Genomic DNA, 26,509 nt, shown 5'->3' on the forward strand with positions numbered 1-26,509 from the left:
CTGGCGGACGGCCGTCATGAGGCGATAGAGCTCCACGAGGTCGGAGGGCCCCACGGGGTCGACGACGGGAAGCTCGGGGAGTTGCTCCCTCGCCGCACCCGCCAGCCCCGCCCGGCCTGCCGCCGTCGTGCTCTGTGGTGAAGTCTGCATAGCAAGAACCTAAGGTCGACGCGCAGGATGTGCAACAGAGGAAGAATTTGCTGCACAAACTGCGAAGTCAAAGGGCTTTGTGTGCCCGGTCACTCGTCACTGTGTCTGATAGCGCGAAAGGTGTCTGATGGCACGAAAGCGCCCCGGGATCGCGTGCGAACCCGGGGCGCTCTGCCTGCTCTGGCGCGTTACTTGCTGGCGACTGCCCGGCGGCGCAGCGCGCTTCCTCCGGCGAGTACGGCAACGAGCGCGAAGGTGCTCAGCAGCTGGGGCCGCGACTCGTCGCCGATGAGCCCCACAGCGAACGTCGCGGCGAGGATCCCAAGGCCGAGGATGGTCAGAACCGGGAACCCGGCCATGCGGAGCGGGAGCTCCGTGCCCTCGCGGTCCGCGCGGAAGCGCAGGATGAGCTGGGAGACGAGCGCAGAGCCCCACACCAGCAGACATGTCGAGCCGACGATGTTCAGCAGGACCGGGAGGACGCGGTCGGGGAAGATCAGCTCGAGCACGGTAGCGACAATGCCGAACGCGACGCTCGCGAGGACGGCCGCCGCCGGCACGCGCGCCGTCGTCAGCGATGCAAGCGCTCGCGGCGCCTCGCCGCGTTCGGCGAGCGAGAAGATCATCCTGGACGCGCCGTACAGGTTCGCGTTGAGGGCGGAGAGGAGGGCGACGACGGCCACGAGCGTGATTGCCGTCGCGGCACCCGGGAGGCCCGCGGCATCGAGGACGGCGGCGAACGGGCTCTTGAGTCCGGCCGAATCCCACGGCAGCACGGCGGCGATGATGAAGATCGAGCCGATGTAGAAGACCAGGATGCGCCAGACGACCGTGCGGACGGCCTTGCCCACGCTCCGAGCCGGGTCCTGGGTCTCGGCAGCAGCAACCGACACGATCTCCGTGCCACCGAAGGCGAACGCGACCACGAAGAGCGCCGTGGCGATGCCGCCGAAGCCGTGCGGTGCGAAGCCCTCGCCCCCGAAATGCGCGAGCCCCGGCGACGGGATGCCGGGGATCCAGCCGAACAGCAGGGCTGCGCCGATCACCAGGAAGCCGACGATCGCGGCAACCTTGAGGAGTGCGAACCAGAACTCGAACTCGCCGAAGTTCCGCACTCGCGTGAGGTTGACCGCCGTCAGCACTGCGACGAACAGCAGCGCCGTGAGCCACACCGGCAGGGCCGGGAAGACGGTGGCAAGGAGGCCCGCAGCTCCGAGGGCCTCCGCCGCGATGACCACGACCAGCTGGAGCCACCACAGCCAGCCGACCGTTGCGCCGGCCACGGGACCGAGGGCCCGGGCGGTGTAGACGGAGAACGCGCCGCTGTTCGGGTTCGCCGCCGCCATCTCGCCGAGCGCCCACATGACGAGGATGATGAGCGTTCCCGCGACGAGGTAGGAAATGAGGACGGCGGGCCCGGCGGCCTGGATGCCCGCTCCCGAGCCGATGAAGAGGCCCGCGCCAATCGCGCTGCCGAGCCCCATCATGGTGAGCTGCCGGGGCTTGAGTGCTGCCCCAAGCGCCGACGTCGTTGTCGTAGTCGCTTGTTCGGTGTGCGCTGCTTTTGCAGTCTGCATAGGTGTCATTGACCCTCTTCGGTTCTTCGATGGCCGCGACGGGGTATGCCGGGCCAAGGGGACGGTGACGAGAATAGCGTCATTTTCTGGCCTTGTGTGGCGCGCATCACGGCCCTGAGCAGAGTGCTCGGAGTCGCGGGCGGAGTGGGATCAGATCTGGGCAGAATGCGCAATGGATGTTCATGCGGGCATCAATCTGTAGCATCGTGTCTGCGTGTGGCGCCGGTGCCAAGCGAAGGGGAGGGATGCGGTGAAGGTCGACGAGCTCGATGCGAAGATCGTGAGGCTGTTCACGGAGGAGCAGCGCATGTCCGTGCTCGAGGCGTCGCGCATTCTCAAGGTGGCCCGCGCCACCGTCCAAGCCCGCCTCGACAGGATGATCGCCAGTGGGGTCATCGCGCGCTGGGCGCCGGAGCCCGAGCCGCGGGCCTTCGGCTTTCCCGTCGTCGCATTCTGCTTCCTGACCATCAACCAGGATCTCGGGCACGACGCCGTCTCCAAGACCTTGGCGGAAATCCCCGAGGTCATCGAAGTCCATACTGTTTCCGGCGACAGCGACCTCATGGCCCGCGTCGCCGCACGCTCCAACTCAGACCTGCAGAGGGTCCTCGACATCATCATGGCTACGAAGGCCGTGGTCCGTTCGTCGAGCGTGATCGCCCTCAACACCCACTTCGAGGGGCGCACCCTTCCGCTGCTGGAGGCTGCCGCGCGCGCCTGAACCTCCCCGTTGCGCCGTCAGCTCTGCACGGTGCTGCCGCCTCGAAAAGCGGGGAGGGAGGGCCTTTGACCCATGGGGACGCAGCACTCAAGGCCGACGGCGGCGCGTCACCTTTTGCTCCTCCCCTCGCGGAGGCGTATTATGACTTAGAGTCAAACTGACTTTAACTGAGCATGAACCCTTAGCAGAGGTGAAGGGAGGGCGGCGCGATGAGCACCCTTTTCGCGGGCCCGCTCGGCGCAAACGTCTCGGAGCGCGCCCAACTCCCTCCGTCGCTCGCGATCTCCACGGTGATCTTCGCCCTCAAGCCGAGCCGTGACGCGGGCAGGCCCACCCTGTGGCTTCCGCTCGTGCGCCGAGTGAAGGAGCCGTTCAAGGGCCACTGGGCCCTCCCGGGCGGCCCCCTGACGGCGACGGAATCGCTCGAGGACGCAGCGCGGAGGAATCTGCGGGAGACCACGGGCCTCGCCCCGGAGTACCTCGAACAGCTCTACGCCTTCGGCGGCCTCGACCGCGCGAGCAAGCCGCAGCGGGGGGCGCAGCGGGTCGTTTCGATCGTGTACTGGGCGCTCGTCCGGCCAACAGAGGCTGAAATCGTCGTGGAGAACGGGACCGAGAACGTGGCGTGGCACCGCGCTGATACGGCCGGCGAGGATGAGGACGGCCTCGCTTTCGACCATCGAGAGATCATCGACTACGCGCTCTGGCGCCTGCGCAACAAGATCGAGTACGCGCAGATCGCGTACCACTTCCTCGGCGAGACGTTCACCCTCGCCCAGCTCCGCGAGGTCTACGAGGCGGTCCTCGGCCGGCAGCTCGATCCCGCCAACTTCCGCCGCCAGCTCAAGTCCGTGTCTCAGATCGAGCCGACAGACCAGTTCCTCGAGGGTGGGAAGCACCGCCCTCCCCGTCTCTATCGCTACACCGGCCCCAACTACATTGGCCCAGCACAAAGGAGCACGACATGACGTCGGTCGCCACCGCCATCAACCTCATCACTCGCGCTGAAGCGGAGCGGCTGTCCAAGGAGGCTCCGGATGCCAGCACCTGCAGCTCGGACCTCGCCAAGGGCCCTTGGGAGTTCGACGCCGCCGAGGCCCTCCGCGGCCTGCCCGCCTATGGGCCGGGCGCCTCGAGCGCCGACGTCGCTCCGGCGTCGACTCCTCGCCAGGGCCAGCTGCCCCAGGAGTACAAGGACGCGAGCGACGACGAACTCCGAGCCCGCATCAACGCCGCCAAGGCGGCCCTCGGCGACCGCGTGGTGGTCCTCGGCCACTTCTACCAGCGCGATGAGGTCGTGGAGCACGCCGACTTCGTGGGCGACTCGTTCCAGCTCGCGAACGCCGCGCTCACCCGGCCCGACGCCGAGGCGATCGTCTTCTGCGGCGTGCACTTCATGGCCGAGACGGCCGACATCCTCTCGCGCGGGGACCAGGCCGTGATCCTGCCGAACCTTGCCGCGGGGTGCTCGATGGCGGACATGGCGGACATCGACTCGGTCCAGCAGTGCTGGGACCAGCTCGAGGAGCTGTTCGGCACGGAGCCGGACGCGGAGGGCCGTGTTCCGGTCATTCCGGTCACGTACATGAACTCCTCGGCGGCCCTCAAGGGATTCTGCGGCGAGCATGGCGGCATCGTGTGCACGTCGTCCAACGCGGCTACGGTCCTCGAGTGGGCCTTCGAGCGCGGCCAGCGCGTCCTGTTCTTCCCGGACCAGCACCTCGGACGCAACACGGCCAAGGCCATGGGGGTCCCGCTCGAGCAGATGCCGATGTGGAACCCGCGCAAGCCGTGGGGCGGCACGGATCCGGAGACCCTCCGCGATTCCCGCGTGATCCTGTGGCACGGCTTCTGCTCGGTGCACCGACGCTTCACTACCGCCCAGATCGAGAAGGCCCGGGCCGAGTACCCCGGCGTCCGCGTGATCGTGCACCCCGAGTGCCCGATGGAGGTCGTCGACGCGGCCGACGAGTACGGCTCGACCGACTACATCCGCAAGGCCATCGCCGCCGCGACCGAGCCCACGGTCTTCGCGATCGGCACCGAGGTCAACCTCGTGAACCGGCTCGCGGCTGAGTATCCGCAGCACACGATCTTCTGCCTCGACCCGGTCATCTGCCCGTGCTCCACGATGTACCGCATCCACCCTGGCTATCTCGCCTGGGTGCTCGAGGGCCTCGTCGAGGGCGAGGTCCGGAACCGCATCGAGGTCGCGGCATACGTCGCGGGGCCTGCTCGCGTCGCCCTCGAACGGATGCTGGCGGCCCGGCCGTGAGCAGGTCGACCCGGCGCCGACTGGCGGTTGTCGGCAGCGGTGTCGCGGGACTCTTCGCGGCGATCTCCGCAGCGGAGGCCGGAGCCGCCGTCGTCCTCCTGACGAAGGCGACGCTCGCGGACAGCAACAGCATGCTCGCCCAGGGCGGCTTCTCTGCCGTGCTGCCCGAGGGGCAGCGCGCGCCCGGGGACAGCGTCGAGAGCCACGCCGCGGACACGATGGCCGCCGGGGCGGGGCTGGGTTCACGCCCGGCAGTGGAGGCCATGTGCGCCCAGGCGTCAGCCTCGGTCGATTCGCTCGCTGGCCACGGGGTGGCCTTCGATCGCGGTCCCGACGGCCGCCTCCTCCTCGGCCTCGAGGCCGCCCACTCGTTCCCGCGCATCCTGCATGCCGGGGGCGACGCGAGCGGCGCCGGGATCAGCCGGGCCCTCATGGCCCGCGTGCGCAGCCTTGAGGCGCAGGGGCGCCTCGAAGTTCTCGAGGGTGCGATGGCCACAGAGCTTGTGCTCGACTGCGGGGCGGTCGTCGGAGTGGACTACGTACCGGCGCGGGGAGCAGGCGTACGACGGCGGGTCGACGCCGACGCCGTTCTCCTCGCCACCGGGGGAGCGGGCCAGCTCTTCAACCAGACCACCAACCCCGCGGTGGCGACGGGCGACGGCGTAGCCCTCGCCTTCCGCGCGGGCGCGGCCCTCCGCGACCTCGAGTTCTACCAGTTCCACCCGACCGCGCTCCAGATCCGCGGGGCGGACGGGACGATCCGCTCATCACTCATTTCCGAGGCTGTCCGAGGCGAGGGCGCAGTCATCCGCGATGCGTCGGGGCGCCGCTTTGTGGGCGACTACCACCCGCTCGGCGAGCTCGCGCCCCGCGACGCCGTCTCTCGGGCCCTCGCCCTCCACCGCCGCGCAGGCGGCGGTCAGGCCTACCTCGACGCAACCGAGCTCGAGTCTGTCCACGGCGAGGGCTTCCTGGCCCGTCGCTTCCCCGGTCTGGACGCCATGACGCGAGCCGCGGGCTTCGACTGGCGCAGGGAACCTCTTCCCATCGGGCCGGCCGCGCACTATTGGATGGGCGGCGTGGCGACTGACCTCGACGGGGCCAGCAGCGTCCCCGGGCTGTATGCGGCCGGGGAAGTCGCGTGCACGGGCGTGCACGGGGCGAATCGGCTGGCCTCCAACTCGCTGCTCGAGGGAGTCGTGTTCGCGGCGCGCGCCGTCGAGCGGTTCGTATCGGGCCGGGCCGATGAGTGGGGCGGCCCTGCTGTCGGGACAGCTGCCCTCATGGTCGAGGCGGATCCCGGAGCCGGGGCAGGAGCGTTGGCTGGTGCTTCGGGCCGGGCCGCGCTCGCCGCCGCGATGGAGGCCGACGCCGGCGTGCTACGCGAGGCGAGCGGACTGGCGCGCCTCGGCCACTCGCTCGCTGGATGGACTTCCCGCGAGCCCGAAGTGGCGAACCTGCTGGTCGCCGCGAGACTTCTCGTTGCCTCTGCCGCCCTCCGCGAGGAGTCGGTGGGCGCCCACTTCCGTCTCGACTTCCCCGAGCGTCGCCTCAGTGGCGGCGGTGAGGCCGAGTCGGGAATCGTCGTCGTCCGCCAGCCCGCGCTGGCAGGAAGGAGCGCCTGACGTGACTGCTCAGGCCACCACCCCTCTCGCCCGCGAGCAGCGCGTCACCGCCGCCCCGATGCCGCTTTCGGGCGCTGCGCTGCGGCGGGTCCTCGAGGCCGCCTACGCGGAAGACGCACCACACGGGGACATCACCTCGCTCGCCCTGATCCCTGAGGCGGCGCGCGCCACCGCGGAGCTGCGTGCTCGCGTCCCGGGCGTTTTCTCCGGCGGCCCTGTGATCGAGGCCGGCTTCCGCTTCCACGATCCCAAGGCGCAGGTGGAACTCGTCGTCGCGGAGGGCGAGGAGTTCAGCGCCGGAGCCGTGCTCGCCAGGGTCTCGGGGCGGGCGCGGGAGATCCTGACGGCCGAGCGCGTGGTGCTGAACCTGGTCCAGCGCATGAGCGCGATCGCAACCCTCACGGCACGCTATGTCTCGCTCACGCAGGGCACGAGCGCACGCATCGTGGACACCCGCAAGACCACGCCGGGGCTGCGCGAGCTCGAACGCTACGCCGTCCGCTGCGGCGGAGGCAGGAACCACCGCTTCAGCCTCTCGGATGCCGTCATGGCCAAGGACAATCACCTCGCGGTCCTGACCGGGGGCGACCCTGCGCTCCTCACAGACGTCCTGCGGGCGGCGCGCGAGCGGCTGGGCCACACGACGCATTTCGAGGTCGAGGTGGACTCGATCGAGCAGATTGAGCCGGTCCTCGCGGCAGGCGTGGACACGATCATGCTCGACAATTTCACCCCTGAGCAGCTCCGCGAAGGAGTCGCTCTCGTCGCCGGCCGCGCGATCGTCGAAGCCAGCGGCGGCGTGAACCTGGAGACCGTGGCGGTGATCGCTGCGGCGGGCGTCGATGTGATCTCGGTCGGGGCCCTGACGCATTCGATTGTGAACCTCGATCTCGGGCTCGACGTCGTGCTCGATGCCCCGGAGGGCGGCCTCGCGTGATCTACCTTGATGCGGCCGGCACCACTCCCGTGCGCCGCGAGGTCCTCGAGGCCATGTGGCCGTACCTCACCGGGGACTTCGGCAACCCGTCCAGCCATCACGAGCTGGGGGAGCGTGCCCGGGACGGCCTCGAGGCTGCTCGGGCCGACGTCGCCAGGGTGCTCGGCTGCCGGCCGGGGGAGGTCACCTTCACGTCAGGCGGCACCGAGGCGGACAACCTCGCCGTCAAGGGCATCGCCCTCGCCCGGCGAGCGGCAGACCCGCGCCGTACCCGCATCGCCGTCAGCGCCGTCGAACACCCGGCAGTCCTCGAATCCGCGCGGAGCCTCGCGCGTCTGCACGGCTTCGTGGTCGACGTCGTCCCCGTCGACGCGGCCGGTCGTGTCTCGCCTGAGGCGCTTGCCGCCGTCGTCGGGCCGGAGACCGCCGTCGCCTCGGTGATGTACGCGAACAACGAGGTGGGCACGATCCAGCCCATCGCCGAGCTCGCCGCCGCGGCCCGAGCCGCGAAGGTCCCGTTCCACACCGATGCCGTCCAGGCGGCCGGCGTGCTTCCGCTCGACGTCCGCAGCCTCGGTGTCGACGCGCTCAGCATATCGGGCCACAAACTCGGGGCGCCCAAGGGGATCGGCGCGCTCTATGTGGCCGGACGGGTGAGCATTGAGCCGCTCGTCGACGGCGGCGGCCAGGAGCGGGGCGCACGCTCGGGCACGGAGAACGTCGCGGGGGCCATAGCCCTTGCCACGGCGCTTCGGCTCGCGGAGAGCGAACGGCCGACGGCGGCCCCGCGCCTCGCCGAGCTCCGGCACGGCTTCGTGCAGCGCGTGCTCGAGCTGGTCCCCGAGGCGCTGCTCACGGGCGACGACGCCCATCGCCTGCCCGGCAGCGCCTCCTTCTGCTTCCCCCGGGTGAGCGGGGAATCGATCCTCCTCGAGCTTGAACGCCGGGGCATCATCTGCTCGTCCGGATCGGCGTGCGCGGCCGGTTCGAGCGATCCCTCGCACGTGCTCCTCGCCCTCGGGATCGATCCCGAGACCGCTCAGACCGCCGTGCGGTTCACGCTTCCGGCCACGGTGACGGCCGAGGATCTCGATGCGGCTGCCCGGGCTCTGGAAGAGGCCTACGCGGCCGTGACGGGCATCGCTCGCAGGTAGGCCGTCCGCACGTCGCCGAACTCCCCAGGTTTTGTTCCGGCTTCCCCAGAATCTAGTCCGCCTCGATGCCGACACGCTGCGAGGAGTGAGGAACTCACGGTGTGTCGGCATTCCCTCCTCACGAGTAGTGGGGAGTTGGGCGCAGAAGTTGGGGAGTTCGGTGCAAAAGACAGGGAGTCCGGCGCAGAACGTGGGGAATTCGGCGGCCGAGGCTACGCGTTCCGAGCCCGCCGGAACACCCAGTAGCGGAGCAGCACGAACCGGGCGGCAGTCGCCACCCAGCCGGCGATCGTCGTCGTCCACAGCTCGCCCGTGATCCCGACGTCCGGCTTCACGAACAGGACCGCCGAGAGGCTGCCGCTGGTGAGGACGAGGGCGATCACCATCGCCACGAGGCCGTGCAGGTGATCCTGCAGCAGTCCGCGGCGCTCGCGGATGTGGAAGGTGAACCTGCGGTTGAGCTCGGTGTTCAGCAGGGAGGTGGCGATGAGCGCCGCGGCGTTGGCCGCATGCGGTCCCCACGGGAGTCGCAGGACGGCGTACAGGGCCAGCGAGGCGGCGGTGCAGATGACGCCGACGCCCGTGAACCGCACGAGCTGACGGATCACGGGACGCCGAACGGCCCCCTGCAGCGACGTCCGCCACGAGGCGGTGTCCGTCGGCCGGGGGTCGTTCGTCGTGGTAGTCGGCGTCATGCAGTCAGCTTGGCATCGGGCGCTGTGCCCGTGCTGTGACCGAGCCGTGTAGAGACGCGCCGTCCAGAGACGCGCAGTGCAGAGATGCGCGGTGCAGAGATGTCAGCGTCGCGTCGGACGGTTCGCCACGACCGGTGCAGCTCCCGTGTAGCCCTCGCGGGCGGCCGCGATCTCATGGATCCGCTCGCGGCACGCGTACCAGCCGATGACCATGAGCACGCACGCCACGGCGGTCGCCAGGAGAGTCCAGGGCGAGTCGATGAGGATCATGACGAGCACGATCGCGAGGAACACCAGCGTGGCGTAGCCCGTGTAGGGGGCGCCGATCATGCGGAACTTGGGGCGCTCGGTCCAGCCCTTCTTGGCCCACCGCTGGAGCTGGAGCTGGCACAGGATGATCGCGGCCCACGTGCTGATGATGCCGACGGAGGCGACGTTGAGCACGATCTCGAACGCGTCGGAAGGCACCAGATAGTTCAGCGGGACGCCCAGGAGCGAGACCACAGCCGTGATCGCGATGCCGCCGTACGGCACACCTGCCTTGTTCATGCGCAGGGCGAACTTGGGCGCGGAGCCGGCAGCAGCCATTGACCGAAGGATGCGTCCCGTGGAGTAGAGGCCGGCGTTGAGCGAGGAGAGGGAGGCGGTCAGGACCACGAGGTTCATGATCACGTCCACGCCGCCCACGCCGATGTGGCCGAAGAACGTCACGAACGGGCTCACGCCCTTCTGGTAGTCCGTGTACGGCAGGAGGAGGCTGAGCAGGATCACGGAGCCGACGTAGAAGACCGCGATACGGAGCACGACCGAGTTGATGGCCTTCGGCATGATCTTCTCGGGGTTCTGCGTCTCACCCGCGGCGGTGCCGACGAGCTCGACCGATGCGTAGGCGAAGACGACGCCCTGCATGAGCACGATCATCGGCATGATGCCCATCGGGAAGATGCCGCCGTGGTCGGAAAGGAGGCTGAACCCGACCTGGCCGCCAGTGGGCGTGCCGAAGATGACGAAGTAGATGCCGAGGACCAGGAACGTCACGAGGGCCGCGACCTTGATGAGCGCGAACCAGAACTCCATCTCGCCGAAGACCTTCACCGAGACGAGGTTGAGCGAGAGCACGAGCACAAGGGCGATGAGCGCCCACGCCCACTGGGGCACCGCTGCGATCCAGGGCACGTACTTGCCAAAGAAGTTCATGTAGAGCGCCGCCGCCGTGGTGTCCACGATCGTGGTCATGGCCCAGTTGATCCAGTAGAACCACCCGGAGACGAACGCGGCCTTCTCGCCGAAGAACTCACGGGCGTAGGAGACGAACGAGCCCGACGAGGGGCGGTGGAGCACGAGCTCCCCGAGGGCCCGGAGGATGAGGAACACGAAGGCGCCGCAGATCGCGTACGAGAGCACGAGGGAGGGGCCGGCCGCGGCGAGGCGGCCGCCCGCGCCAAGGAACAGGCCGGTGCCGATCGCGCCGCCGATGGCGATCATCTGGATCTGCCGGGCCTTGAGGCCCTTGTGGTAGCCCGCATCCTCCGCGTGGATCACATGGTCCGTGGAGTGGGCGTGCCCGTGGTCTTCGATGTGGTCGGGGATCGTGGCGTTGCCCTGCGGGCGGGAATCAGGCGAGGACATCGGTGTCCTTTCTGTGATGGTGTGACGTTGGGTAAGAGGGGGAAGGGCGGAGCTCAGGCTGTGAGGTTTGCGAGTCGCTCGGGGCGGAGCAGTTCCTCGAGCCGTTCAGCGGTGAGGAGGCCGCGCTCAAGCACGAGTTCGGCGACGCCGCGACCTGTCGCGAGGGCCTCTTGGGCGATCGACGTGGCAGCGGCGTATCCGAGGTAGGGGTTGAGGGCGGTGACGAGGCCGATCGAATGCTCCACGCTGGCGCGCAGGCGCTCCGCATTCGCGGTGATTCCGCGCACGCAGCGCTCGGTGAGCGTCTGGCATGCGGCCTCGAGGTGGCTGATGCTCTTGTGGAGGCTGTGCACGATGACCGGCTCGAACGCGTTGAGCTGGAGCTGACCGGCCTCGGCGGCCATCGTGATGGTCACGTCATTGCCGATCACCTCGTAGGCGACCTGGCTGACAACCTCCGGGATGACCGGGTTGATCTTCCCCGGCATGATCGAGGATCCCGACTGGACTGCCGGGAGATTGATCTCCCCGAGGCCGGCGCGGGGTCCCGAGGAGAGGAGCCGGAGGTCGTTGCAGATCTTGGAGAGCTTTACCGCGACGCGTTTGAGGACGCCGGAGAGGTGCACGAACGCTCCCATGTCCTGGGTCGCCTCGATGAGGTCGACGGCGGTCACGAGCGGGAGGCCTGTCGCCTCGCCGAGGTGGCGGCAGGCGGCTTCGGCGTAGCCGGCGGGGGCGTTGAGGCCGGTGCCGATCGCGGTGGCCCCGAGGTTGATCTCGTGGACGAGCCGCGAGGCCTCGCGCAGCCGCTCCCGGTCCTCGCCGATCGTGACTGCGTACGTGCCGAACTCCTGGCCGAGCGTCATCGGCACCGCGTCCTGAAGCTGCGTCCGTCCCATCTTCACGACGGTCCGGAACTCCGTGGCCTTCTCGGCGAACGCCTCCTCGAGGGTGGCAAGCGCCGCGAGGAGGCCCTCGATGCCGTACACCGTGGCGACGCGCACGGCGGTCGGGTAGACGTCGTTGGTCGATTGGCTGAGGTTGACGTGGTCGTTCGGGTGCAGGGCAGCGTAGTCGCCCGTCGCATGGCCCAGCAGTTCGAGCGGCCGGTTCGCGATGACCTCGTTGGCGTTCATGTTCGACGACGTCCCCGCACCGCCCTGGATCACGTCGACCACGAATTGGTCCGCGAGGTGCCCGTCGAGGATCTCGAGGCAGGCCTTCTCGATGGCGGCGCCGCGCTCGGAGTCGAGGAGCCCCAGCTCTTGGTTGGCGCGGGCGGCGGCGAGCTTCACCGCGGCGAGCCCCCGGACGAGGTGGGGATTGGTGGAGAGCGGCTGGCCTGTGATGGGGAAGTTCTCCACGGCGCGGAGCGTGTGCACGCCCCAGTAGGCGTCCGCGGGGACCCGGCGGTCGCCGAGGAGGTCGTGGTCCACACGGTAGCCTCCGTCGAGCTGCTCTCCGTCGAGCGTCTCGGGCGCAAGGGTCATGGCAGGGCCTTTCTGCAGGGATCGGTCGTGGATGAAAGAGCTGGGGTTCACAGAGCTGGAGTTCACAGAGTTCGAGGTCACACGGTGGGGAACGGGTCTTCGAGCGCGGTGAGGACCCCGACGGGTCGCCCGCCGCCGAACACCGGCGCGGCGGCGAGGGGCGCGAGTGCGCCCTCGGCACCCGCTTCCGCAACGCCCAGCGCGGCGAGGGCGCGCACGGTGACGGGCATGCGGGCGCGGTCTCCGCCGTCGGAGATCTTGACGGCGACCGCTCGGCCGTCCGGCAGCCCGACGAGCTGGACGCCTTCGAAGCCGTCCTTCGCAACCGCTCCGGGCAGGAGCCGCATGAGGGACGTGACGTCGCGGCCCTCGCCGGCAACCATCTCGGGGTGCGCCGCCATCGCACGGGCGACGATCGCCTCGGCGCCCGATGCGCCGTCGTCGGCTCCTGCTCGCGAGAGGCGACCGTACGCGCGGGCCATGCCTGCGAGCGTCACGGCGGGAAGCGGCGTCCCGCAGCCGTCCGTGGTCCACTCCGTGATGTTGTCCCCAGTGAGCTCGGCGATGACATCCGCGACGAGCCGCTGGAGCGGATGTCCCGGGTCGAGGTACCCGCTCACCTCCCACCCGTTCAGCGCGCATACGGCGGCCATGGCGGCGTGCTTGCCGGAGCAGTTCTGGCACACCCGGTCCGCATGGCCGCCCGAACGGAGCCACGACTCGCGCTCGGCCGCGCCATAGGGGAGATCGAGCGTGTTCTCCAGCGCGGAGACGTCGAGGCCGTGGCGCTCTAGGATCCGCAGCGTGCCATCGCGGTGCATGGGCGCACCGCTGTGACTTGCGGCGGCAAGGGCCAGGAGCTCCTGCGGCAGGTCGAGTCCGGCCCGGACGAGGGCCACGGCCTGGAGCGGCTTGAGCGCCGACCGTGGGTAGAACGGGGCCGAGGCGTCGCCGGCTTCCCAGAGCAGCCCGCCGTCCGCTCCGACGGCGGCGACGCTGCCGTAATGGACGCCCTCGACGAGGTCGCCGCGGATCTGCACGGCGAGCGGAACGTGGGTGGTGGCGATCAGTGATGGGGCGATGGCGGAAGACATGGCTCTCTGAGGGTCGGCGATGGGAAAAGACAGTGGGAAAAGGTGGGAAAAAGGTGGGTTCAGTTCGTGCGGAGGGATTCGACGGCTTCGGTGACGGCCGCGAGATGCTCGGCCATCGCTGCGCTTGCGAGCTCGGCCGAACCGGCCTCGATCGCCGTGAGGATCTTGCGGTGCTCCACGTCGGATGCGCGCTGGCGATCCGCGACGAGGTTGAGGGTTTCGGACTGGTTTGCGAGCGCGTCCCGGAGGTCGGCGACGACGCGTTCGAACACCTTGTTGCCGCTTGCGCGGGCAATGAGCCCGTGGAAGGTGGCGTCGAGGGCCACCCACGAGGCAGGGTCGTCCTCGAGGGCCATGTCCGCGACAATTCCCTTGAGGGTTGCGAGGTCCTCCTCGCTGCGGCGGACGGCAGCGAGGCCGGCGGCGGGGACCTCGATGTGCGGGCGGGCCTCGGTGAGATCGCGGGCGGAGTAGCGGCCAAGGACCAGATCTCCCGCAATGCGGCCCGAGACGACGAATGTTCCCTTGCCGGTGTGGGTCTCCGTGAGCCCCAGCGCGGCACACGAACGCAGCGCTTCCCGGACCACCGAGCGGCTGACCCCGTAGCGCGCTGCAAGCGCGGCCTCCGCGGGGAGCTTGGTGCCGACTGGCAGCCTGCCCGACTCGATCTCCGAGCGGAGCTCCGCGAGGACTGCCTCCGCCGCGCTGAGCCGCGCGAGGGGACGTCGTCCGGAGTCCCTCACCTCGTCCAACTGTCGAGGTGTCGGGCTGTCTGACAGGTTCACGACAATGACTATGACACCGCTCACACGGCCATGTCAAGGCCGGCTACAGCACCGGATACAGCTCGCCGACCGGCACGTCCGCCGCCAGCCGATTCTCCGGCCCGGGGAGGGGGCACGCCCAGGCCTCGTCGTAGGCGCACGAGGGGTTGTAGGCGAAGTTGAAGTCGAGGAGGTAGAGGGGAGTGCCGTCGTCGGCCTCGCGCACGCCGAGAAAAGCGCCCTTGATCGTGTCCACGAGGTAGCGGCCCGCGCCGTAGGAACCGCCCGCGCGCCCGGACGTCGCATCGCGGAACGGGACAAAGATTCCACCGCCATAGCCCGCATGTCGCCACGCGGCGAGCGCACCGAGCCCCGGCACGTCGAAGGCGCCCAGGCGAACGAACGGAACCACGCCGTCCGTCCCGGTCTGGACATTCCGGACGATTCCGGCGCCCTCCGGCAGCAGGGGCAGCTCGAACCGGAACGCGGGATCGTAGGGCGGGACACGGAGGCCCCGGAAGGCCGCGCGCTCAGAATGCACGACGGCGGAGGCCGGGTGGGTACCGAACATCCGGTCCCGCTCGCGGCACCAGAGCCGATGCCCCTCGGCGGGGGTCCCCGCAGCCCTGACGGCGGCGTAGAGGGCGAAGGTGCGCACGCGCCAATCGGCGACCTGATGGGCTGGGAGGGCAGGGACGGCTTCGTCCTCTTCGAGCATGGCGCCAGAGTACAGCCGCAGGCGTTCGCTAGGGTGAAGTGCATGGACGCTCGTCGCCTCCGTTCCCTGGCGCTTCCTCCGCTGGCCCTCGCGGGGGCGCTCGTGCTGAGCTCGTGCGGCGCGGGCCAAAGCGGACCGCAATGGACCGCCGTCGCCCCTCAGCAGAGCGGCGGTGCCGGTGCGGCGGCTGCGTCTGCCGGCGCCTCACCCTCGTCCGGCGCCTCGTCCGGCGCGTCCGCCACCGGCACGCCGTCGCCCGGAACAACGTCAGCCGACTGGAAGACGTATACAGACCCGGGAAAGACCGTCAGCTTCGACCTGCCGGCCTCGTGGATCGTGCAGTCTGCGCCTTCCGCCTCAGGCTCAGCGTCCGGTGCCCTCCATGTTGACGTGAAGAAGCCCGACGGCACTTTCGTGGCCGCGCTCCAGACGGGATTGTCCCTGCCGAGCCAGCAGCCGTGCGACCCCGCTCAGGCCAAGCCCTACACGGTCCTCAACAGCCTCCCGGTGGACCTTCCGTTCGAGGACGGGCCGGCCGCGATCTCCCCGCGCTTCGTGTACCGCGTGCTCCAGGGCTACAAGTACTTCGGCTCGTTCGGCCTCGTCGGCGTGGCAACGGTGGCCCAGGACGGCAAAGCCTGCCGGCTCGACAACGTGGTTCCCGGACCTGCGGGGATCGGAGGCTATTCGTTCTCCGACGTCCTCGAGGTCACCCCGCTTGCGCCGGAGGCGAAGGTTGCGCCGCTCTCCTCGTTCGATAACCTTGCTCAGGCATCGGCCTACGTCCGGGACTCCGGAGACTTCGCCGATGCACAGCGCATGATCATGTCGCTGAAGTTCACCAAGAAGCCTTAGCCCTCGTCTGGAGCCCCATGCTGCGCACTGTCAGCGCCCGTCTGTCCTTCACCACCGTGGCGCGGACGAAGGTGGCCATGGCCGTGGCCGTCGCGAAGAACCAGGGCTACTCCTCGTTCGAAGAGCGGCTTTCCATCACGTCACAGGGTGCTGAGGTGCCGCGTCGCGAGCTCCTCGACGGCCACGGCGGACGATTCCACGTCCTCGAGCTCGAGGAGCCCGCCGATGTCGAGGTCGAGTATTCGGCGTCGATCGGGGGCCGCGCCGTGCAGGAGCGGGCCGACGAGATGGAGCTCATCCGCTACGTGCGCCCGAGCCGGTATGCGGAGAGCGACCGGCTGCTGCCGACTTCCTATGGGCAGTTCGGTTCCCTCCTCGGCGCGGAACTCGTGGTGGCCGTCCGGGCGTGGGTGCACGAGCAGCTCTCGTATGTGGCTGGGTCGTCCCGCGGCACCGACGGGGCAGTGGAGACCCTGCTCCATCGCAGGGGAGTGTGCCGCGACTATGCGCACCTCGCGATCGCGCTGCTGCGTGCCAAGGACATCCCGGCCCGGCTCACCGCGGTCTATGCGCCAGGACTCCGGCCGATGGACTTCCACGCGGTGGCCGAGGCCTACGTTGACGGAGCCTGGCACGTGATCGACCCCACCGGGCTCGCCTCCCGTGCTGGCATGCTGCGGATTACCGCTGGCCGCGACTCCTCGGACACGGCGTTCCTGTCCACCGTGGGCGGGAGCCTCGTGCTGCGTCGACTCGCCGTGACGGCCGAATGCAACGAAGCGCTCCCGGACGACGATCCGGGAGCGCTCCTCGTCATGCAGTAGCCGTGTGCCTACAGAAGTAGCCGTGCGCCTACAGCGCGTGGTTCTGCACCACGTGTTGGCGCAGTTTCGTGGTGAGCCGAGTCAGCTCGGCGAGTTCGTCGCCGTCGAGCGCGCGCCCGAAGAGGCGCGCGATCTCGCGAACGTGGCCGCGGCCGATCCGCCGCTGCGCCTCCAGACCCGCCTCCGTGAGAGTGATCAGGATGCCCCGCGCGTCGTCCGGCGCCGCCCGCCTGGCCACGAGCCCCCGCCTCTCGAGCCGTTCCACCAGCCGACTCAGGCTCGATTGGGCCAGCAGCACGTGGTCGTTGAGCTCGTTGAGCCTCAGGCCGCCCTCCGGGCAGGTGCTCAGGGTGAAGAGCACGTCGTACTCTTTGATGCCGAGTTCCTTGAACGCGGGGTCGGCCTGCAGCCGGCGCATGACCGCGACCTGCGCACGGAAGAGGGACTCCCACGCCTCCGCGGTCTCGCGCACGGACGGGGCCTGGTGTGGGGTGGCAGTGCTCATCGCACCGCCTCGGCATCTGGCGCCGGAACTGCGTCCGCGGTGTCGGCATCCGCCGTCGCGGTCTTCTGTGCGACGAGCGCGGCGTGCGTCGGCCCCTCCGGCACGTCGGCGGGGCGGCCAGCCTCGAAGCCGGCCTTGAGGTCGGGGAGCACTTCGCCCAGCAGGTCGAGCTGCTCGAGGACAGTCTTGAGCGGGAGGCCAGCGTGGTCCACGAGGAAGAGCTGCCGCTGGTAGTCGCCGAAGTAGTCGCGGAAGGCGAGGGTCTTCTCCACGAACTCGGCGGGGCTGCCCACGGTCAGCGGCGTCTGCGACGTGAAGTCCTCGAGCGAGGGGCCGTGGCCGTAGACCGGCGCGTTGTCGAAGTACGGGCGGAATTCGCGGACTGCGTCCTGGGAGTTCCGCCGCATGAAGAACTGACCGCCCAGCCCCACGATCGCCTGGTGCGCCTTGCCATGGCCGTAGTGCTCGAAGCGCTCGCGGTAGAGGTTGATGAGCCGGATGTAATGCTCCTTCGGCCAGAAGATGTTGTTCGCGAAGAAGCCGTCGCCGTAGTACGCGGCGAGCTCGGCGATCTGCGGCGTGCGGATCGAGCCGTGCCACACGAACGGCGCCACGCCGTCGAGCGGTCGCGGGGTGGCCGTGAAGTTGTGCAGCGGGGTGCGGAACTTGCCGCTCCAGTCCACCACGTCCTCGTCCCAGAGCCGCCGCAGGAGCGCGTAGTTCTCGATCGTGAGCTCGAGCGCGTCGTGCGGGTTCTTGCCGAACCACGGGTACACGGGGGCCGTGTTGCCCCGGCCCAGGACGAGGTCCGTCCGCCCGTCGACGAGGTGCTGCAGCATGGCGAAGTCTTCGGCGATCTTGACGGGGTCGTTCGTGGTGATGAGCGTCGTGGTGGTGGAGAGGATGAGGCGCTCGGTCTGCGCGCCGATGTACCCCAGCAGCGTGGTGGGGGAGCTCGGGTAGAACGGCGGATTGTGGTGCTCGCCGGTGGCGAACACGTCGAGCCCGACCTCCTCGGCGTGCTTGGCGATCTGGACGATCGCCTTGATCCGCTCGGCCTCCGTCGGCATGCGACCGTTGGTGGGGTCGAGGGTGACGTCGCCAACGCTGAAGATTCCGAACTGCATGATGACCTCTCTTCTTCGGTTCACTCAGGATACATGCATTTGCATCTATCTCCGAAACCGAAGCTGCCCCGGGTTTGTTCCCGGGGCAGGATCAGGGGCGCGCCGCGCGCCGACCCGTGATCTTGGGGACGGCGCCGGTCGTCCGGTCGGGCTCCGCTTCGGCGTCCTCGCCCGGCTCCGCCGCGTCCGGTGCCCCAGCTGGCTCCGGGTGCCGCGCGAGGTCGCGGAGCAGCCGCCGCCGCTCGAGACGGCCTTCGACGAGCCGGTACAGCACGGGCACCAGGATGAGCGTCAGCGCGGTCGAGGAGACCAGGCCGCCGATCACCACGACGGCGAGCGGCCGGGAGATGAACCCTCCGCCGCCCGTGAGGCCGAGCGCCATCGGCGTGAGCGCGAAGATCGTCGCAAGCGCCGTCATGAGGATCGGTCGGAGCCGCTGCCGCGCGCCGTGCTCGATCGCGTCCTCGAGGCCCAGTGCCGGCCTGCCCGGTCCGGGCCTCCGGTACTGGTTGATGAGGTCGATCAGCACGATCGCGTTCGTCACGACGATTCCCACGAGCATGAGAAGCCCGATGAGCGCAGGGAGTCCGAGCGGGATCCCCGTGGCCAGCAGGAGCAGGATCGCCCCCGTCGCCGCAAAAGGGATCGAGACGAGCAGGACGAGCGGCTGGAGGAGGCTCTTGAAGGTCGCGACCATGATCACGTAGACGATCGCGATCGCGGCGAGCAGCGCGAGGCCGAGCTGCCGGAACGACTCCGCCTGCTGCGACGCCGCCCCGCCCACGGAGGCCGTGGCGCCGCCGTCGAGCACGATCCCGCTGATCCGCTTCTGCACCTCGGTACTCACGGATCCGAGATTCGATTCGCCCGGCGTCACGGAGACGGTGGCGGTCCGCTGGCCCGACGTGCTGGTCACAGTGACGGGAACATCGACGGCGGTCACGCTTGCAATCGCTCCGAGCGTGAGGCCGGGGGCGCCCGGAAGGGGCAGCGACCGCACAGCATCGATGCTGGTGAACTGCGTGCCCTTCCCGATCAGCACCGGGTAGTCCGTGGTGTCGATCCGGACCGTGCCTGCGGGGACCGGGCTCACGGTCGCGGCCAGCGCGGCACCGACCTGCTGCTCGCTGAGGCCTGCGGCCACGGCCTTGGCCCTGTCCACCTTGACCTGGACGATCGGCTGGCTCGCCGCGAGGTTGCTCGTCACATCCGTGGCGCCGGGGACGTCCTTGAGCGCGGCGACGACGGCGTCGTTGGCCTTCGCAAGGGACGCCGAGTCGGGGGCCTTGACCGTGACGTCCACCGTCGACGCCGTCCCGAACCCGCCCTGCTGCTGGCCGACGCTGACCTTCCCGACGCCGTCGAGCTTCGCCACCTCATCCCGCACACGCTGCAGCAGCGCGGTCTGGTCCGCATTCTCATCCGTGATAGCGGTGAAGCTCGCGTTCGAGGCGCCCGAGGAGAGGAAGGCGCTGAAGCCCGTGGTCGAGTTTCCGATGGTGACCTGGACCGTCTGGACTCCGTCCGTGTGCCGCAGCGCGTCCTCGACCTTCGCTGCGGCCGCGCTGGTCGCATCGAGGCTCGTCCCCGGAGGCATCGTCTGCGTCACCGTAAAGCTGTTCTGCCCGGAGTTTCCGAGGAGGTTCGTGGAGAGCAGCGGGGTCATGGCGAACGTCGCGACCAGCACGAGCGCTCCCGCCACGAGCGTCCACACGGGGTGCTTCTGCGTGGTGCGCAGGATCGGGAGGTAGCCGCGTTGGATCCGGCTGCGCTTTTCCTTCTCATGCGCCGCAGCCTCGACCTCGGCGGTGTTGACGCCGCTGGCGGGGTTGGTGCGCAGGAACCAGTAGGCGAGCACCGGAACGATGGTGAGGGCGACGGCGAGCGAGGCGAGGAGGGCGATGGTCACCGTGAGCGCGAAGGGACGGAAGAGCTCGCCTGCGAGGTTCCCCACGAACGCGATCGGAAGGAACACCGCGACGGTGGTCAGGGTTGAGGCGGTCACGGCGCCCGCGACCTCGCGCACCGCGGTGAGGATCGCCGTCGTCTTCTCCTCCCCATAGCTCAAGTGCCGCTTGATGTTCTCGATGACCACGATGGAGTCGTCCACCACGCGTCCGATCGCGATCGTGAGCGCACCAAGGGTGAGGATGTTGAGCGAGTAGTGGGACGCGAACAGCCCGATGAACGTGATGAGGAGCGAGAGCGGGATCGACACCGCCGTGACGAGCGTGGAGCGGACCGAGAGCAGGAACACGAGGATCACGAGCACGGCGAAGCCGAGGCCGAGGAGGCCTTCGGTCGTGAGGTCCTTGATGGACTTCTCGATGAACGGCGCCTGATCGAACACCGTGGTCAGCTTCGCGTTCGACCCGAGCCCGGATTCGAGCCCGGGCACCGCGTCGCGCACCGCGTGGGAGATGGCCACCGTGTCGCCGTCCGGCTTCTTGGTCACCGACACGGCGAGTGTCGGCTTGCCGTCCGTCCGCGTGATCGAGGTGGCGGCGTCGTCCTGGAGGGCGACGGCGGCCACGTCGCCGATCGTCGTGGGCTGCTTGGCGCCCGCGAGGGGGAGGCCCTTGACGACGTCCGTCGAGTCGATGGGGCTTCCGGCCTGGATCGAGAGCGTGCGGCCCTGATCGGTCACCGTGCCCACCGGGACGAGCGAGCCGGTGTTGGACAGGGCCGTGCGGATGGCCCCGACATCGACGCCGCGGGCCGCCAGAGCCGCAGGGTCCGGCTGAATCTGGATGTGGCGCGAGGCACCTCCCGTGATATCGACGCTGCGGACGCCGTCGATCTTCGAGAGCTTCGGGACCACCTGCTGGACGAGCTGGTTCTCCAGGTCGCTCAGACCCCGGTCGGACGACGCCGCGATGAAGACAATCGGGAAGTCGCTGATGCTTCCTGCGAGCGTGTTGGGGGAGACGTCGTTCGGAAGCTGGGATTTCGTATTCGAGATGGCGCGGTCGATCTGGTTCCGCGCGCGGTCCAGATTGGTGCCGTACGCGAACGAGAGGCGGATGGTGGAAACGCCCGTACGGGAGGTGGAGGCGCTGCTCTCCAGCCCTTCGACCGCTTGGAGCGCCTTTTCAAGCGGCTGGCCGACCTGCTTGTCCACGACGTCCGGAGAGGCGCCCGGCATCGAGGTCACCACCGTGAGCTGGGGGAACTCGATCGACGGGATGAGCTCCTGCTTGAGCGAGCCCGCCGTGATCACGCCGAAGACGGCGGCGAAGATCGTGACGAGCGCGATCAGCGCCTTGTTGCCCATGGAGAGGGTCGCGAGCCGGAACATCTGTGTCTTCTCTCCAGATCGACCAGGTAATGAAAAAGAACTGACGACGGCGGCCCGCACCTTCGCTGTGGTGCGGGCCGCCGTCGTGATTGCTATTGAGCGGTGGCCGCGAGCTGCAGGGCCTCAGACGTGCTGGCCGACACCTCGGCGAGCAGATCCGGGTTCTGGTTGAGCTTCACGCCGTATCCGGGCATCATCTCCCGGAGGCGGTTCTCCCACCCGCGGTACTGCTTCGGGAAGCAGCGCTGCATGATCTCGAGCATGATGGGCACCGCCGTGGACGCGCCCGGGGACGCCCCGAGGAGCGCGCCGATCGAGCCGTCGCGGGACGTGATGACTTCAGTGCCGAACTGAAGGACGCCGCCCTTCTGGGGGTCCTTCTTGATGATCTGCACGCGCTGACCGGCCGTGATGAGCTCCCACTTGTCACTGTCGGCCAGCGGGAAGTACTCGCGCAGAGCCTCGATCTTCGCGCTGTGGCTCTTCGCGACTTCCTTCACGAGGTACGCGGTGAGGTCCATGTTGTCCTTCGCCACGGCGAGCATCGGGACGATGTTGCCCAGACGGATCGAGAGCGGAAGGTCCAGGAGCGAGCCGCTCTTGAGGAAGTTCGTCGAGAACCCGGCGTACGGCCCGAAGAGGAGCGAGCGCTTGCCGTCGACGTAGCGCGTGTCCAGATGCGGGACCGACATTGGAGGGGCGCCCACCGAGGCCTGCCCGTAGACCTTGGCGTTGTGCCGCGCCGCGATCTCCTCGTCGGTACAGCGGAAGAACTTCCCTGAGACCGGGAACCCGCCGTAGCCCTTGCTCTCGGGAATTCCCGAGGCCTGCAGGAGGTGCAGCGCGCCGCCGCCCGCGCCGACGAAGACGAACTTGGCGTGGATGCTGCCCCGCTCGCCCGAGGCCGTGTGCTTCGTGGCGATGTCCCAGCCCCCGCGGGCCCGGGTCACGTCCGTCACATCCGTGCCGTAGTTCACCTCGACGCCGTTGCGCGCCAGGAAGCCGACAAGCTCCCGGCTCAGCGTGCCGAAGTCCACATCGGTTCCGGAGGCCACGCGGCTCGCGGCGACCCGCCCGGGGCCGCGGCCGTCCATGACGAGGGGCGCCCACTCCGCGATCTGCGCGGGGTCCTCGCTGAACTCCATCTCGGCGAAGAGCGGGTTCGGCTGGAGCACCTCGAAGCGCTTCTTGAGGTAGTCCGCGTGAGCCTGCCCAAGGACGAAGCTCATGTGCGGCACGGTGTGGATGAAGCGCGTGGGGTTCGAGATGTCCCCTTCGCGCACCAGATGGGACCAGAACTGGCGCGAGAGCTGGAAGCCCTCGTTGATGCCCAGCGCCTTCGCGGGGCTGATCGAGCCGTCCTTGGCCTGCGGCGTGTAGTTGAGCTCGCAGTACGCGGCGTGACCGGTTCCTGCGTTGTTCCAGGGACCCGAGCTCTCGAGTCCGACGGCCGGGAGGCGCTCGAAGAGCACCACGTTCCAAGCCGGTTCAAGTTTCTTGATGAACGCCCCGAGGGTTGCGCTCATGATGCCCCCGCCGATCAGGACGACGTCGGCGGAACGAGTGGTGGATATGAAGGTCACTGACTCTCCCTGCGCAAATGGACCACACGCAGAATATCCCTCGCAACGGCCGTTCTCTAAATCCTCGCGTGCCTTCGCGTCAAGGGGTGTCCGCCGCAATTTTCGCCTCGTGGGCAGCCCGGAGCGCTGCCGCGCCCGAGGCCTAGGACGTCTTGAGCGTGACGCGGTTGAAAGTCTCGTTGAGGACGGGGGACGTCGGGTAGGAATCGACCCGCGCGGAGACCGCGACGGCCGAGATCGGGAAGGCGATCGGAACGGCCGGGGCGCTGCCGGCGAGCTGGGCGTTGATGGTCTGGTACGCCTGCGTTCGGTCCGAACCCTCGGGCAGGCCACGCGCCCGCTCGATCTTGCTGAAGAGCGGCGCGTCGAAGAAGCCGAACTCGCCGGTCTTGGAGCCGAACAGGGGCGAAAGGAAGTCGTCCGGGTCGGCGTACGTCCCGTAGCGCCCCAGCAGATGCAGGGCATGGTCGCCGGGCGCGGTGACCTGTTGGAGGTACCCGTCGGACCATTCGATCGGCACGGGCTTGATGTTCAGGCCCACGCGGATGAGCTGCGCGCTGAGCTCTGCGAAGACCTTCTCGGGCGAGGGCAAGTAGAGCCGGGTCACGTCGAGGGGATAGCAGAACTTGAGTTCCTCGCCGTGGTAGCCGGCCTCCGTGAGGAGCCGCTTTGCCTTCTCGGGGTCGTAGGACGGGAAGCCGCCCGCCTGATTGAAGCCGTTGAGCTTGGGGGGAACGAACTGGGCGGCGGGCTTGGTGTCCTCGAGGAAGAACGGCCGGATCACGGCGTCCCGGTTGATGGCCGAGGCGATGGCGAGCCGTGCCTTCTCGTTCTGCAGGAACGGGACCGCCTGGTTCATGCCGAGGTACATGACCGAGAACGGGTCGCGGCGGACCACTTGGAATCCCTTGCGGACCAGCGTCTCGATGTTGTCCAGCGTCACGGCGTCGTAGCCGTCGATCCGACCGTCAACGAGCGCCTGCAGCCGGCTCTGCGCCTGGTCGAACACCACGAAGGAGAGCTGCGCAATCTGACCGCGTGGTCCCCAGTAATCCGGCGACGACTCCACGAGGACCCGGTCCTGCGTCCATTCCTTGAAACGGAACGGCCCGGTGCCCACGGGGTGCGTCGCGTAGCGGGAGATCTTCGAGCCGAACGCGGACTGGTCCTCGACGTCGGCTGTGCCCGCCGCCAGCGCAGCCGGCGACGAGATGGCGAAGGCCGGCGTAGTGAGTGCCTGGAGGAAGCTGGTCAGCGGCTGCGTGAGGTCGATCCGCACCTGCGTGTTGCTGAGGACCGTGCACCCTTTGTAGACGGAGAGCTGGGCCGCGTCAGAATGCGCCTTGAAGACGGCCGTGAACGGCAGGATCCTGCCCGCGCGCAGGGCGGGTGTGAACGCGAACCAGCGGTCGAAATTGGCCTTGACGGCCGCAGCCGTGAAGGCGGTCCCGTCGTGGAAGCGAATTCCCTCGCGGAGCGTGAAGGTGTACGAGAGGAGATCCGAGCTCTGGGACCACTTGGTCGCGAGCGAGGGCGCAGGCGCGCCGGTGTCCGGATCGGTGGTGAGGAGGCCCTCCAGGACCTGCCGCGTGATGCGCCACGACTCGATGTCGGTGGTCACTGCGGGGTCCAGACCCGTCGGCGGCGCGGGAGTCCCGAACGTGAAGGTCGCAGACGGCGGTGCGTCCGTGCTCGAGCTGGGCGCTGGCTTGGGCCCGGGCGCCCCCGTGCATCCGGTGAGGAGCGCCGCGACCGCAGCCGCCTGAAGCAGTTCCCTGCGCCTGATGCTCCGCGCCACGCCTATGCCTTTCTCGGCGCGCCTCCCCGGCGCCCCTTCCCCACTCGAGCCGATCTGGTGGCCCGGGCGCCGCCTGATGGCCAGGGCCCGGGTCAGAGGATGGTGCGCGAGGAGGGACTTGAACCCTCACGTCCGAAGACACAGGAACCTAAATCCTGCGTGTCTGCCAATTCCACCACTCGCGCGGAAGGCCCTGCCGAACAGCTGAGTGCCGAACAGCGGGCCGTCGTCAGTCTAGCGGGCGGGACGAGTACCTAGGGCTCACACAAGCCCGAGGTCGCGCCGGAGTTTCGCCACGTGACCCTTGGCCCTCACGTTGTACTGGGCGAGCGCGATGCGGCCTTCCTCATCGAGGACGAAGGTGCTCCGGATCAGTCCCTCGTACGTCCGCCCGTAGTTCTTCTTCTCGCCCCACGTGCCGTAGGCCTCGGCAACGTGATGGCCTTCGTCGGCCAGCAGGGGGAAGTTCAGCTCCTGCTCGCCGGCGAACTTGACGATCGCCGCCGCTGGGTCGGGCGAGATGCCGACGACGGCGTAGCCCGCCGCCCCGAGTGACGCGAGACTGTCGCGGAAGTCGCACGCCTGCTGCGTGCACGCGGGGGTATCGGCCTGCGGGTAGAAGTAGAGGACGGTCTTGCGGCCGCGGAGGTCGGCCAAGGCCGTGGTGCCGCCCTTCGAATTGGGCAGTGAGAAGTCGGGTGCGACATCGCCGGGGGAGAGTCGCAGGGGCGTCGTCGATGCTGGCATGCCGCCAGCGTAGCCCCGATCCCGCCCCAGGCTTCCGGCGTGACCGAGAACACTCGGGCTGCCTCTCCAGTCGATTTCATTCTCGGGGGACGACCGTGTAGAGTTACATGTCGTTGCGGGGATGCCGCGGGGTCAAAGGAAACATCCGAAGACCTTCAGGATTCCGCACGAAATGCGCCTCTAGCTCAATTGGCAGAGCAATTGACTCTTAATCAATGGGTTCCGGGTTCGAGTCCCGGGGGGCGCACAGCAACCCCTTCCTGTTCTGCGGAAACGCGGAGCGGGAAGGGGTTTCTTTGTGTCTGCTCGGTCCCGCAACCCCGGCAGAGCCGGGCGGCACGCATGGGTCACTGGTTCCGGGCCCAGCGTTCCCCCCCTTGCACTCAGACTCCGATCGAGTCAAAATATCTGCGTCCGAAGAATCAGATTTGATGAGCGGACGGCACGTAGGTATTGCAGAGAGTCTCTTGAAAAGGAGGTTCCAGTGATGCTGATGCGATCAGATCCCTTCCGGGAGCTCGACCGGCTGACCCGGCAGGTGCTGGGGACTACCGCCCTCCCCTCCGCAATGCCGTTGGAGGCGTGGCGGCAGGACGGCGAATTCGTCGTCGAGTTCGATCTGCCCGGAGTGGACCCGGAGACGATCGACGTCGGAGTCGAGCGCAACGTCGTGACCGTTCGGGCCGAGCGTCGCAGCCACCGGCCGGAGCAGGCCGAGGTCGTCGCGGACGAACGGGCGCAGGGGGCCTTCACCCGGGAACTGATCCTGGGCGACGCCCTGGACACCGAGAAGATCCAGGCGAATTACGCCGATGGGGTCCTGACCCTGCACGTGCCCGTGGCCGAGGAGGCCAAGCCCCGGAAGATCGCCATCCAAGCCGCCGGGTCCAAGAAGGAGATCAACGCCTGATCGTGGCATGGCCCGGGGCGGGCGCCCGTCGTC

22 protein-coding genes and 2 tRNA genes are annotated in these 26,509 nt (G+C 68.8%); 10 read left to right on the forward strand and 14 right to left on the reverse strand.

Features of this window, described 5'->3' with window-relative positions; translation table 11 throughout:
- Nucleotides 1–338: 338 nt before the first annotated feature.
- On the reverse strand, nucleotides 339–1,727 hold the full coding sequence (locus ACTHL9_RS08590; protein WP_440518436.1) for an amino acid permease: 1,389 nt from the start codon (nucleotides 1,725–1,727) through the stop codon (nucleotides 339–341).
- Between the two features lie 250 nt (nucleotides 1,728–1,977).
- Between ACTHL9_RS08590 and ACTHL9_RS08595 the strand changes: the two genes are divergently transcribed.
- From ACTHL9_RS08595 to ACTHL9_RS08620, 6 genes are all read left to right on the forward strand, one after another.
- Nucleotides 1,978–2,448 carry an Lrp/AsnC family transcriptional regulator gene (locus tag ACTHL9_RS08595; protein WP_440518437.1) on the forward strand — a complete coding sequence of 157 codons (471 nt, stop codon included), beginning with the start codon at nucleotides 1,978–1,980 and terminating at the stop codon, nucleotides 2,446–2,448.
- Nucleotides 2,449–2,657: 209 nt separating this feature from the next.
- Nucleotides 2,658–3,416, forward strand: a complete 759-nt coding sequence (locus ACTHL9_RS08600) for an NUDIX hydrolase (RefSeq protein ID WP_440518438.1) — start codon at nucleotides 2,658–2,660, stop codon at nucleotides 3,414–3,416.
- Nucleotides 3,413–4,723: a quinolinate synthase NadA gene (gene nadA, locus ACTHL9_RS08605; RefSeq protein WP_440518439.1), complete on the forward strand. Its 1,311-nt coding sequence runs from the start codon at nucleotides 3,413–3,415 to the stop codon at nucleotides 4,721–4,723. Before ACTHL9_RS08600 ends, nadA begins: the two co-directional genes overlap by 4 nt.
- Nucleotides 4,720–6,348 carry an L-aspartate oxidase gene (gene nadB / locus ACTHL9_RS08610; protein ID WP_440518440.1) on the forward strand — a complete coding sequence of 543 codons (1,629 nt, stop codon included), beginning with the start codon at nucleotides 4,720–4,722 and terminating at the stop codon, nucleotides 6,346–6,348. The genes nadA and nadB overlap by 4 nt, the downstream gene beginning before the upstream one ends.
- A gap of 58 nt (nucleotides 6,349–6,406) precedes the next feature.
- Nucleotides 6,407–7,285: a carboxylating nicotinate-nucleotide diphosphorylase gene (gene nadC / locus ACTHL9_RS08615; RefSeq protein ID WP_440518457.1), complete on the forward strand. Its 879-nt coding sequence runs from the start codon at nucleotides 6,407–6,409 to the stop codon at nucleotides 7,283–7,285.
- The gene (locus tag ACTHL9_RS08620) at nucleotides 7,282–8,439 is read left to right on the forward strand and encodes a cysteine desulfurase family protein (RefSeq protein WP_440518441.1); all 1,158 of its coding nucleotides are present in this window, start codon (nucleotides 7,282–7,284) and stop codon (nucleotides 8,437–8,439) included. The genes nadC and ACTHL9_RS08620 overlap by 4 nt, the downstream gene beginning before the upstream one ends.
- Before the next feature lie 212 nt (nucleotides 8,440–8,651).
- On the opposite strand, the gene ACTHL9_RS08625 is transcribed toward ACTHL9_RS08620, so the two are convergent.
- The 6 genes from ACTHL9_RS08625 to ACTHL9_RS08650 form a co-directional block, all read right to left on the reverse strand.
- Nucleotides 8,652–9,134, reverse strand: a complete 483-nt coding sequence (locus ACTHL9_RS08625) for a GtrA family protein (protein ID WP_440518442.1) — start codon at nucleotides 9,132–9,134, stop codon at nucleotides 8,652–8,654.
- A gap of 102 nt (nucleotides 9,135–9,236) precedes the next feature.
- Nucleotides 9,237–10,763: an amino acid permease gene (locus ACTHL9_RS08630; RefSeq protein ID WP_440518443.1), complete on the reverse strand. Its 1,527-nt coding sequence runs from the start codon at nucleotides 10,761–10,763 to the stop codon at nucleotides 9,237–9,239.
- A 53-nt stretch (nucleotides 10,764–10,816) separates the two neighbouring features.
- Nucleotides 10,817–12,253 (reverse strand): aspartate ammonia-lyase, encoded by a 1,437-nt coding sequence (aspA, locus tag ACTHL9_RS08635; protein WP_440518444.1) that lies wholly within the window; start codon nucleotides 12,251–12,253, stop codon nucleotides 10,817–10,819.
- 77 nt (nucleotides 12,254–12,330) lie between these two features.
- A complete protein-coding gene (locus ACTHL9_RS08640; protein ID WP_440518445.1) occupies nucleotides 12,331–13,347 on the reverse strand; it encodes an asparaginase in 1,017 nt (338 codons plus the stop codon).
- A 59-nt stretch (nucleotides 13,348–13,406) separates the two neighbouring features.
- Nucleotides 13,407–14,132 carry a FadR/GntR family transcriptional regulator gene (locus tag ACTHL9_RS08645; RefSeq protein WP_440518446.1) on the reverse strand — a complete coding sequence of 242 codons (726 nt, stop codon included), beginning with the start codon at nucleotides 14,130–14,132 and terminating at the stop codon, nucleotides 13,407–13,409.
- A gap of 43 nt (nucleotides 14,133–14,175) precedes the next feature.
- Entirely contained in the window at nucleotides 14,176–14,829 is a 654-nt protein-coding gene (locus tag ACTHL9_RS08650; protein ID WP_440518447.1) for a DUF1684 domain-containing protein, read from the reverse strand.
- Between the two features lie 42 nt (nucleotides 14,830–14,871).
- Between ACTHL9_RS08650 and ACTHL9_RS08655 the strand changes: the two genes are divergently transcribed.
- Together ACTHL9_RS08655 and ACTHL9_RS08660 are read left to right on the forward strand one after the other, a co-directional pair.
- Nucleotides 14,872–15,684, forward strand: coding sequence for a hypothetical protein (locus ACTHL9_RS08655; protein WP_440518448.1), 813 nt, complete (start codon nucleotides 14,872–14,874; stop codon nucleotides 15,682–15,684).
- A gap of 17 nt (nucleotides 15,685–15,701) precedes the next feature.
- Nucleotides 15,702–16,508 carry a transglutaminase-like domain-containing protein gene (locus tag ACTHL9_RS08660; RefSeq protein ID WP_440518449.1) on the forward strand — a complete coding sequence of 269 codons (807 nt, stop codon included), beginning with the start codon at nucleotides 15,702–15,704 and terminating at the stop codon, nucleotides 16,506–16,508.
- Between the two features lie 28 nt (nucleotides 16,509–16,536).
- Here ACTHL9_RS08660 and ACTHL9_RS08665 read toward each other — a convergent pair whose 3' ends face one another.
- From ACTHL9_RS08665 to bcp, 7 genes are all read right to left on the reverse strand, one after another.
- The gene (locus tag ACTHL9_RS08665; protein WP_440518450.1) at nucleotides 16,537–17,013 is read right to left on the reverse strand and encodes a MarR family winged helix-turn-helix transcriptional regulator; all 477 of its coding nucleotides are present in this window, start codon (nucleotides 17,011–17,013) and stop codon (nucleotides 16,537–16,539) included.
- Nucleotides 17,010–18,140 carry an LLM class flavin-dependent oxidoreductase gene (locus ACTHL9_RS08670; RefSeq protein ID WP_440518451.1) on the reverse strand — a complete coding sequence of 377 codons (1,131 nt, stop codon included), beginning with the start codon at nucleotides 18,138–18,140 and terminating at the stop codon, nucleotides 17,010–17,012. Before ACTHL9_RS08670 ends, ACTHL9_RS08665 begins: the two co-directional genes overlap by 4 nt.
- Before the next feature lie 91 nt (nucleotides 18,141–18,231).
- Nucleotides 18,232–21,438 (reverse strand): efflux RND transporter permease subunit, encoded by a 3,207-nt coding sequence (locus ACTHL9_RS08675; protein WP_440518452.1) that lies wholly within the window; start codon nucleotides 21,436–21,438, stop codon nucleotides 18,232–18,234.
- A gap of 92 nt (nucleotides 21,439–21,530) precedes the next feature.
- Nucleotides 21,531–23,021 carry a malate:quinone oxidoreductase gene (locus ACTHL9_RS08680; protein ID WP_440518453.1) on the reverse strand — a complete coding sequence of 497 codons (1,491 nt, stop codon included), beginning with the start codon at nucleotides 23,019–23,021 and terminating at the stop codon, nucleotides 21,531–21,533.
- 142 nt (nucleotides 23,022–23,163) lie between these two features.
- Nucleotides 23,164–24,819, reverse strand: coding sequence for an ABC transporter substrate-binding protein (locus ACTHL9_RS08685; protein ID WP_440518454.1), 1,656 nt, complete (start codon nucleotides 24,817–24,819; stop codon nucleotides 23,164–23,166).
- A gap of 100 nt (nucleotides 24,820–24,919) precedes the next feature.
- A tRNA-Leu gene (locus ACTHL9_RS08690) sits at nucleotides 24,920–25,004 on the reverse strand.
- Between the two features lie 76 nt (nucleotides 25,005–25,080).
- Nucleotides 25,081–25,566 carry a thioredoxin-dependent thiol peroxidase gene (bcp, locus tag ACTHL9_RS08695; RefSeq protein WP_440518455.1) on the reverse strand — a complete coding sequence of 162 codons (486 nt, stop codon included), beginning with the start codon at nucleotides 25,564–25,566 and terminating at the stop codon, nucleotides 25,081–25,083.
- Between the two features lie 174 nt (nucleotides 25,567–25,740).
- Between bcp and ACTHL9_RS08700 the strand changes: the two genes are divergently transcribed.
- Nucleotides 25,741–25,813: transfer RNA gene (locus tag ACTHL9_RS08700), tRNA-Lys, on the forward strand.
- 240 nt (nucleotides 25,814–26,053) lie between these two features.
- A complete protein-coding gene (locus tag ACTHL9_RS08705) occupies nucleotides 26,054–26,476 on the forward strand; it encodes an Hsp20/alpha crystallin family protein (RefSeq protein WP_440518456.1) in 423 nt (140 codons plus the stop codon).
- Nucleotides 26,477–26,509 lie beyond the last annotated feature (33 nt).

It is taken from the genome of Sinomonas sp., assembly GCF_051955515.1.
In the GTDB taxonomy this organism is placed as follows: Bacteria; Actinomycetota; Actinomycetes; order Actinomycetales; family Micrococcaceae; genus Sinomonas.

Excerpts from the sequence above, each read along its gene's own strand:
- ACTHL9_RS08630 (WP_440518443.1), bottom strand. The coding sequence starts at position 10,763 with ATGTCCTCGCCTGATTCCCGCCCGCAGGGCAACGCCACGATCCCCGAC.
- ACTHL9_RS08650 (WP_440518447.1), bottom strand. The coding sequence starts at position 14,829 with ATGCTCGAAGAGGACGAAGCCGTCCCTGCCCTCCCAGCCCATCAGGTC.
- ACTHL9_RS08670 (WP_440518451.1), bottom strand. The coding sequence starts at position 18,140 with ATGCAGTTCGGAATCTTCAGCGTTGGCGACGTCACCCTCGACCCCACC.
- ACTHL9_RS08675 (WP_440518452.1), bottom strand. The coding sequence starts at position 21,438 with ATGTTCCGGCTCGCGACCCTCTCCATGGGCAACAAGGCGCTGATCGCG.
- ACTHL9_RS08590 (WP_440518436.1), bottom strand. The coding sequence starts at position 1,727 with ATGCAGACTGCAAAAGCAGCGCACACCGAACAAGCGACTACGACAACG.
- ACTHL9_RS08625 (WP_440518442.1), bottom strand. The coding sequence starts at position 9,134 with ATGACGCCGACTACCACGACGAACGACCCCCGGCCGACGGACACCGCC.
- ACTHL9_RS08655 (WP_440518448.1), top strand. The coding sequence starts at position 14,872 with ATGGACGCTCGTCGCCTCCGTTCCCTGGCGCTTCCTCCGCTGGCCCTC.
- ACTHL9_RS08640 (WP_440518445.1), bottom strand. The coding sequence starts at position 13,347 with ATGTCTTCCGCCATCGCCCCATCACTGATCGCCACCACCCACGTTCCG.
- ACTHL9_RS08665 (WP_440518450.1), bottom strand. The coding sequence starts at position 17,013 with ATGAGCACTGCCACCCCACACCAGGCCCCGTCCGTGCGCGAGACCGCG.
- nadA (WP_440518439.1), top strand. The coding sequence starts at position 3,413 with ATGACGTCGGTCGCCACCGCCATCAACCTCATCACTCGCGCTGAAGCG.
- bcp (WP_440518455.1), bottom strand. The coding sequence starts at position 25,566 with ATGCCAGCATCGACGACGCCCCTGCGACTCTCCCCCGGCGATGTCGCA.
- aspA (WP_440518444.1), bottom strand. The coding sequence starts at position 12,253 with ATGACCCTTGCGCCCGAGACGCTCGACGGAGAGCAGCTCGACGGAGGC.
- ACTHL9_RS08600 (WP_440518438.1), top strand. The coding sequence starts at position 2,658 with ATGAGCACCCTTTTCGCGGGCCCGCTCGGCGCAAACGTCTCGGAGCGC.
- nadC (WP_440518457.1), top strand. The coding sequence starts at position 6,407 with ATGCCGCTTTCGGGCGCTGCGCTGCGGCGGGTCCTCGAGGCCGCCTAC.
- ACTHL9_RS08660 (WP_440518449.1), top strand. The coding sequence starts at position 15,702 with ATGCTGCGCACTGTCAGCGCCCGTCTGTCCTTCACCACCGTGGCGCGG.
- ACTHL9_RS08705 (WP_440518456.1), top strand. The coding sequence starts at position 26,054 with ATGCTGATGCGATCAGATCCCTTCCGGGAGCTCGACCGGCTGACCCGG.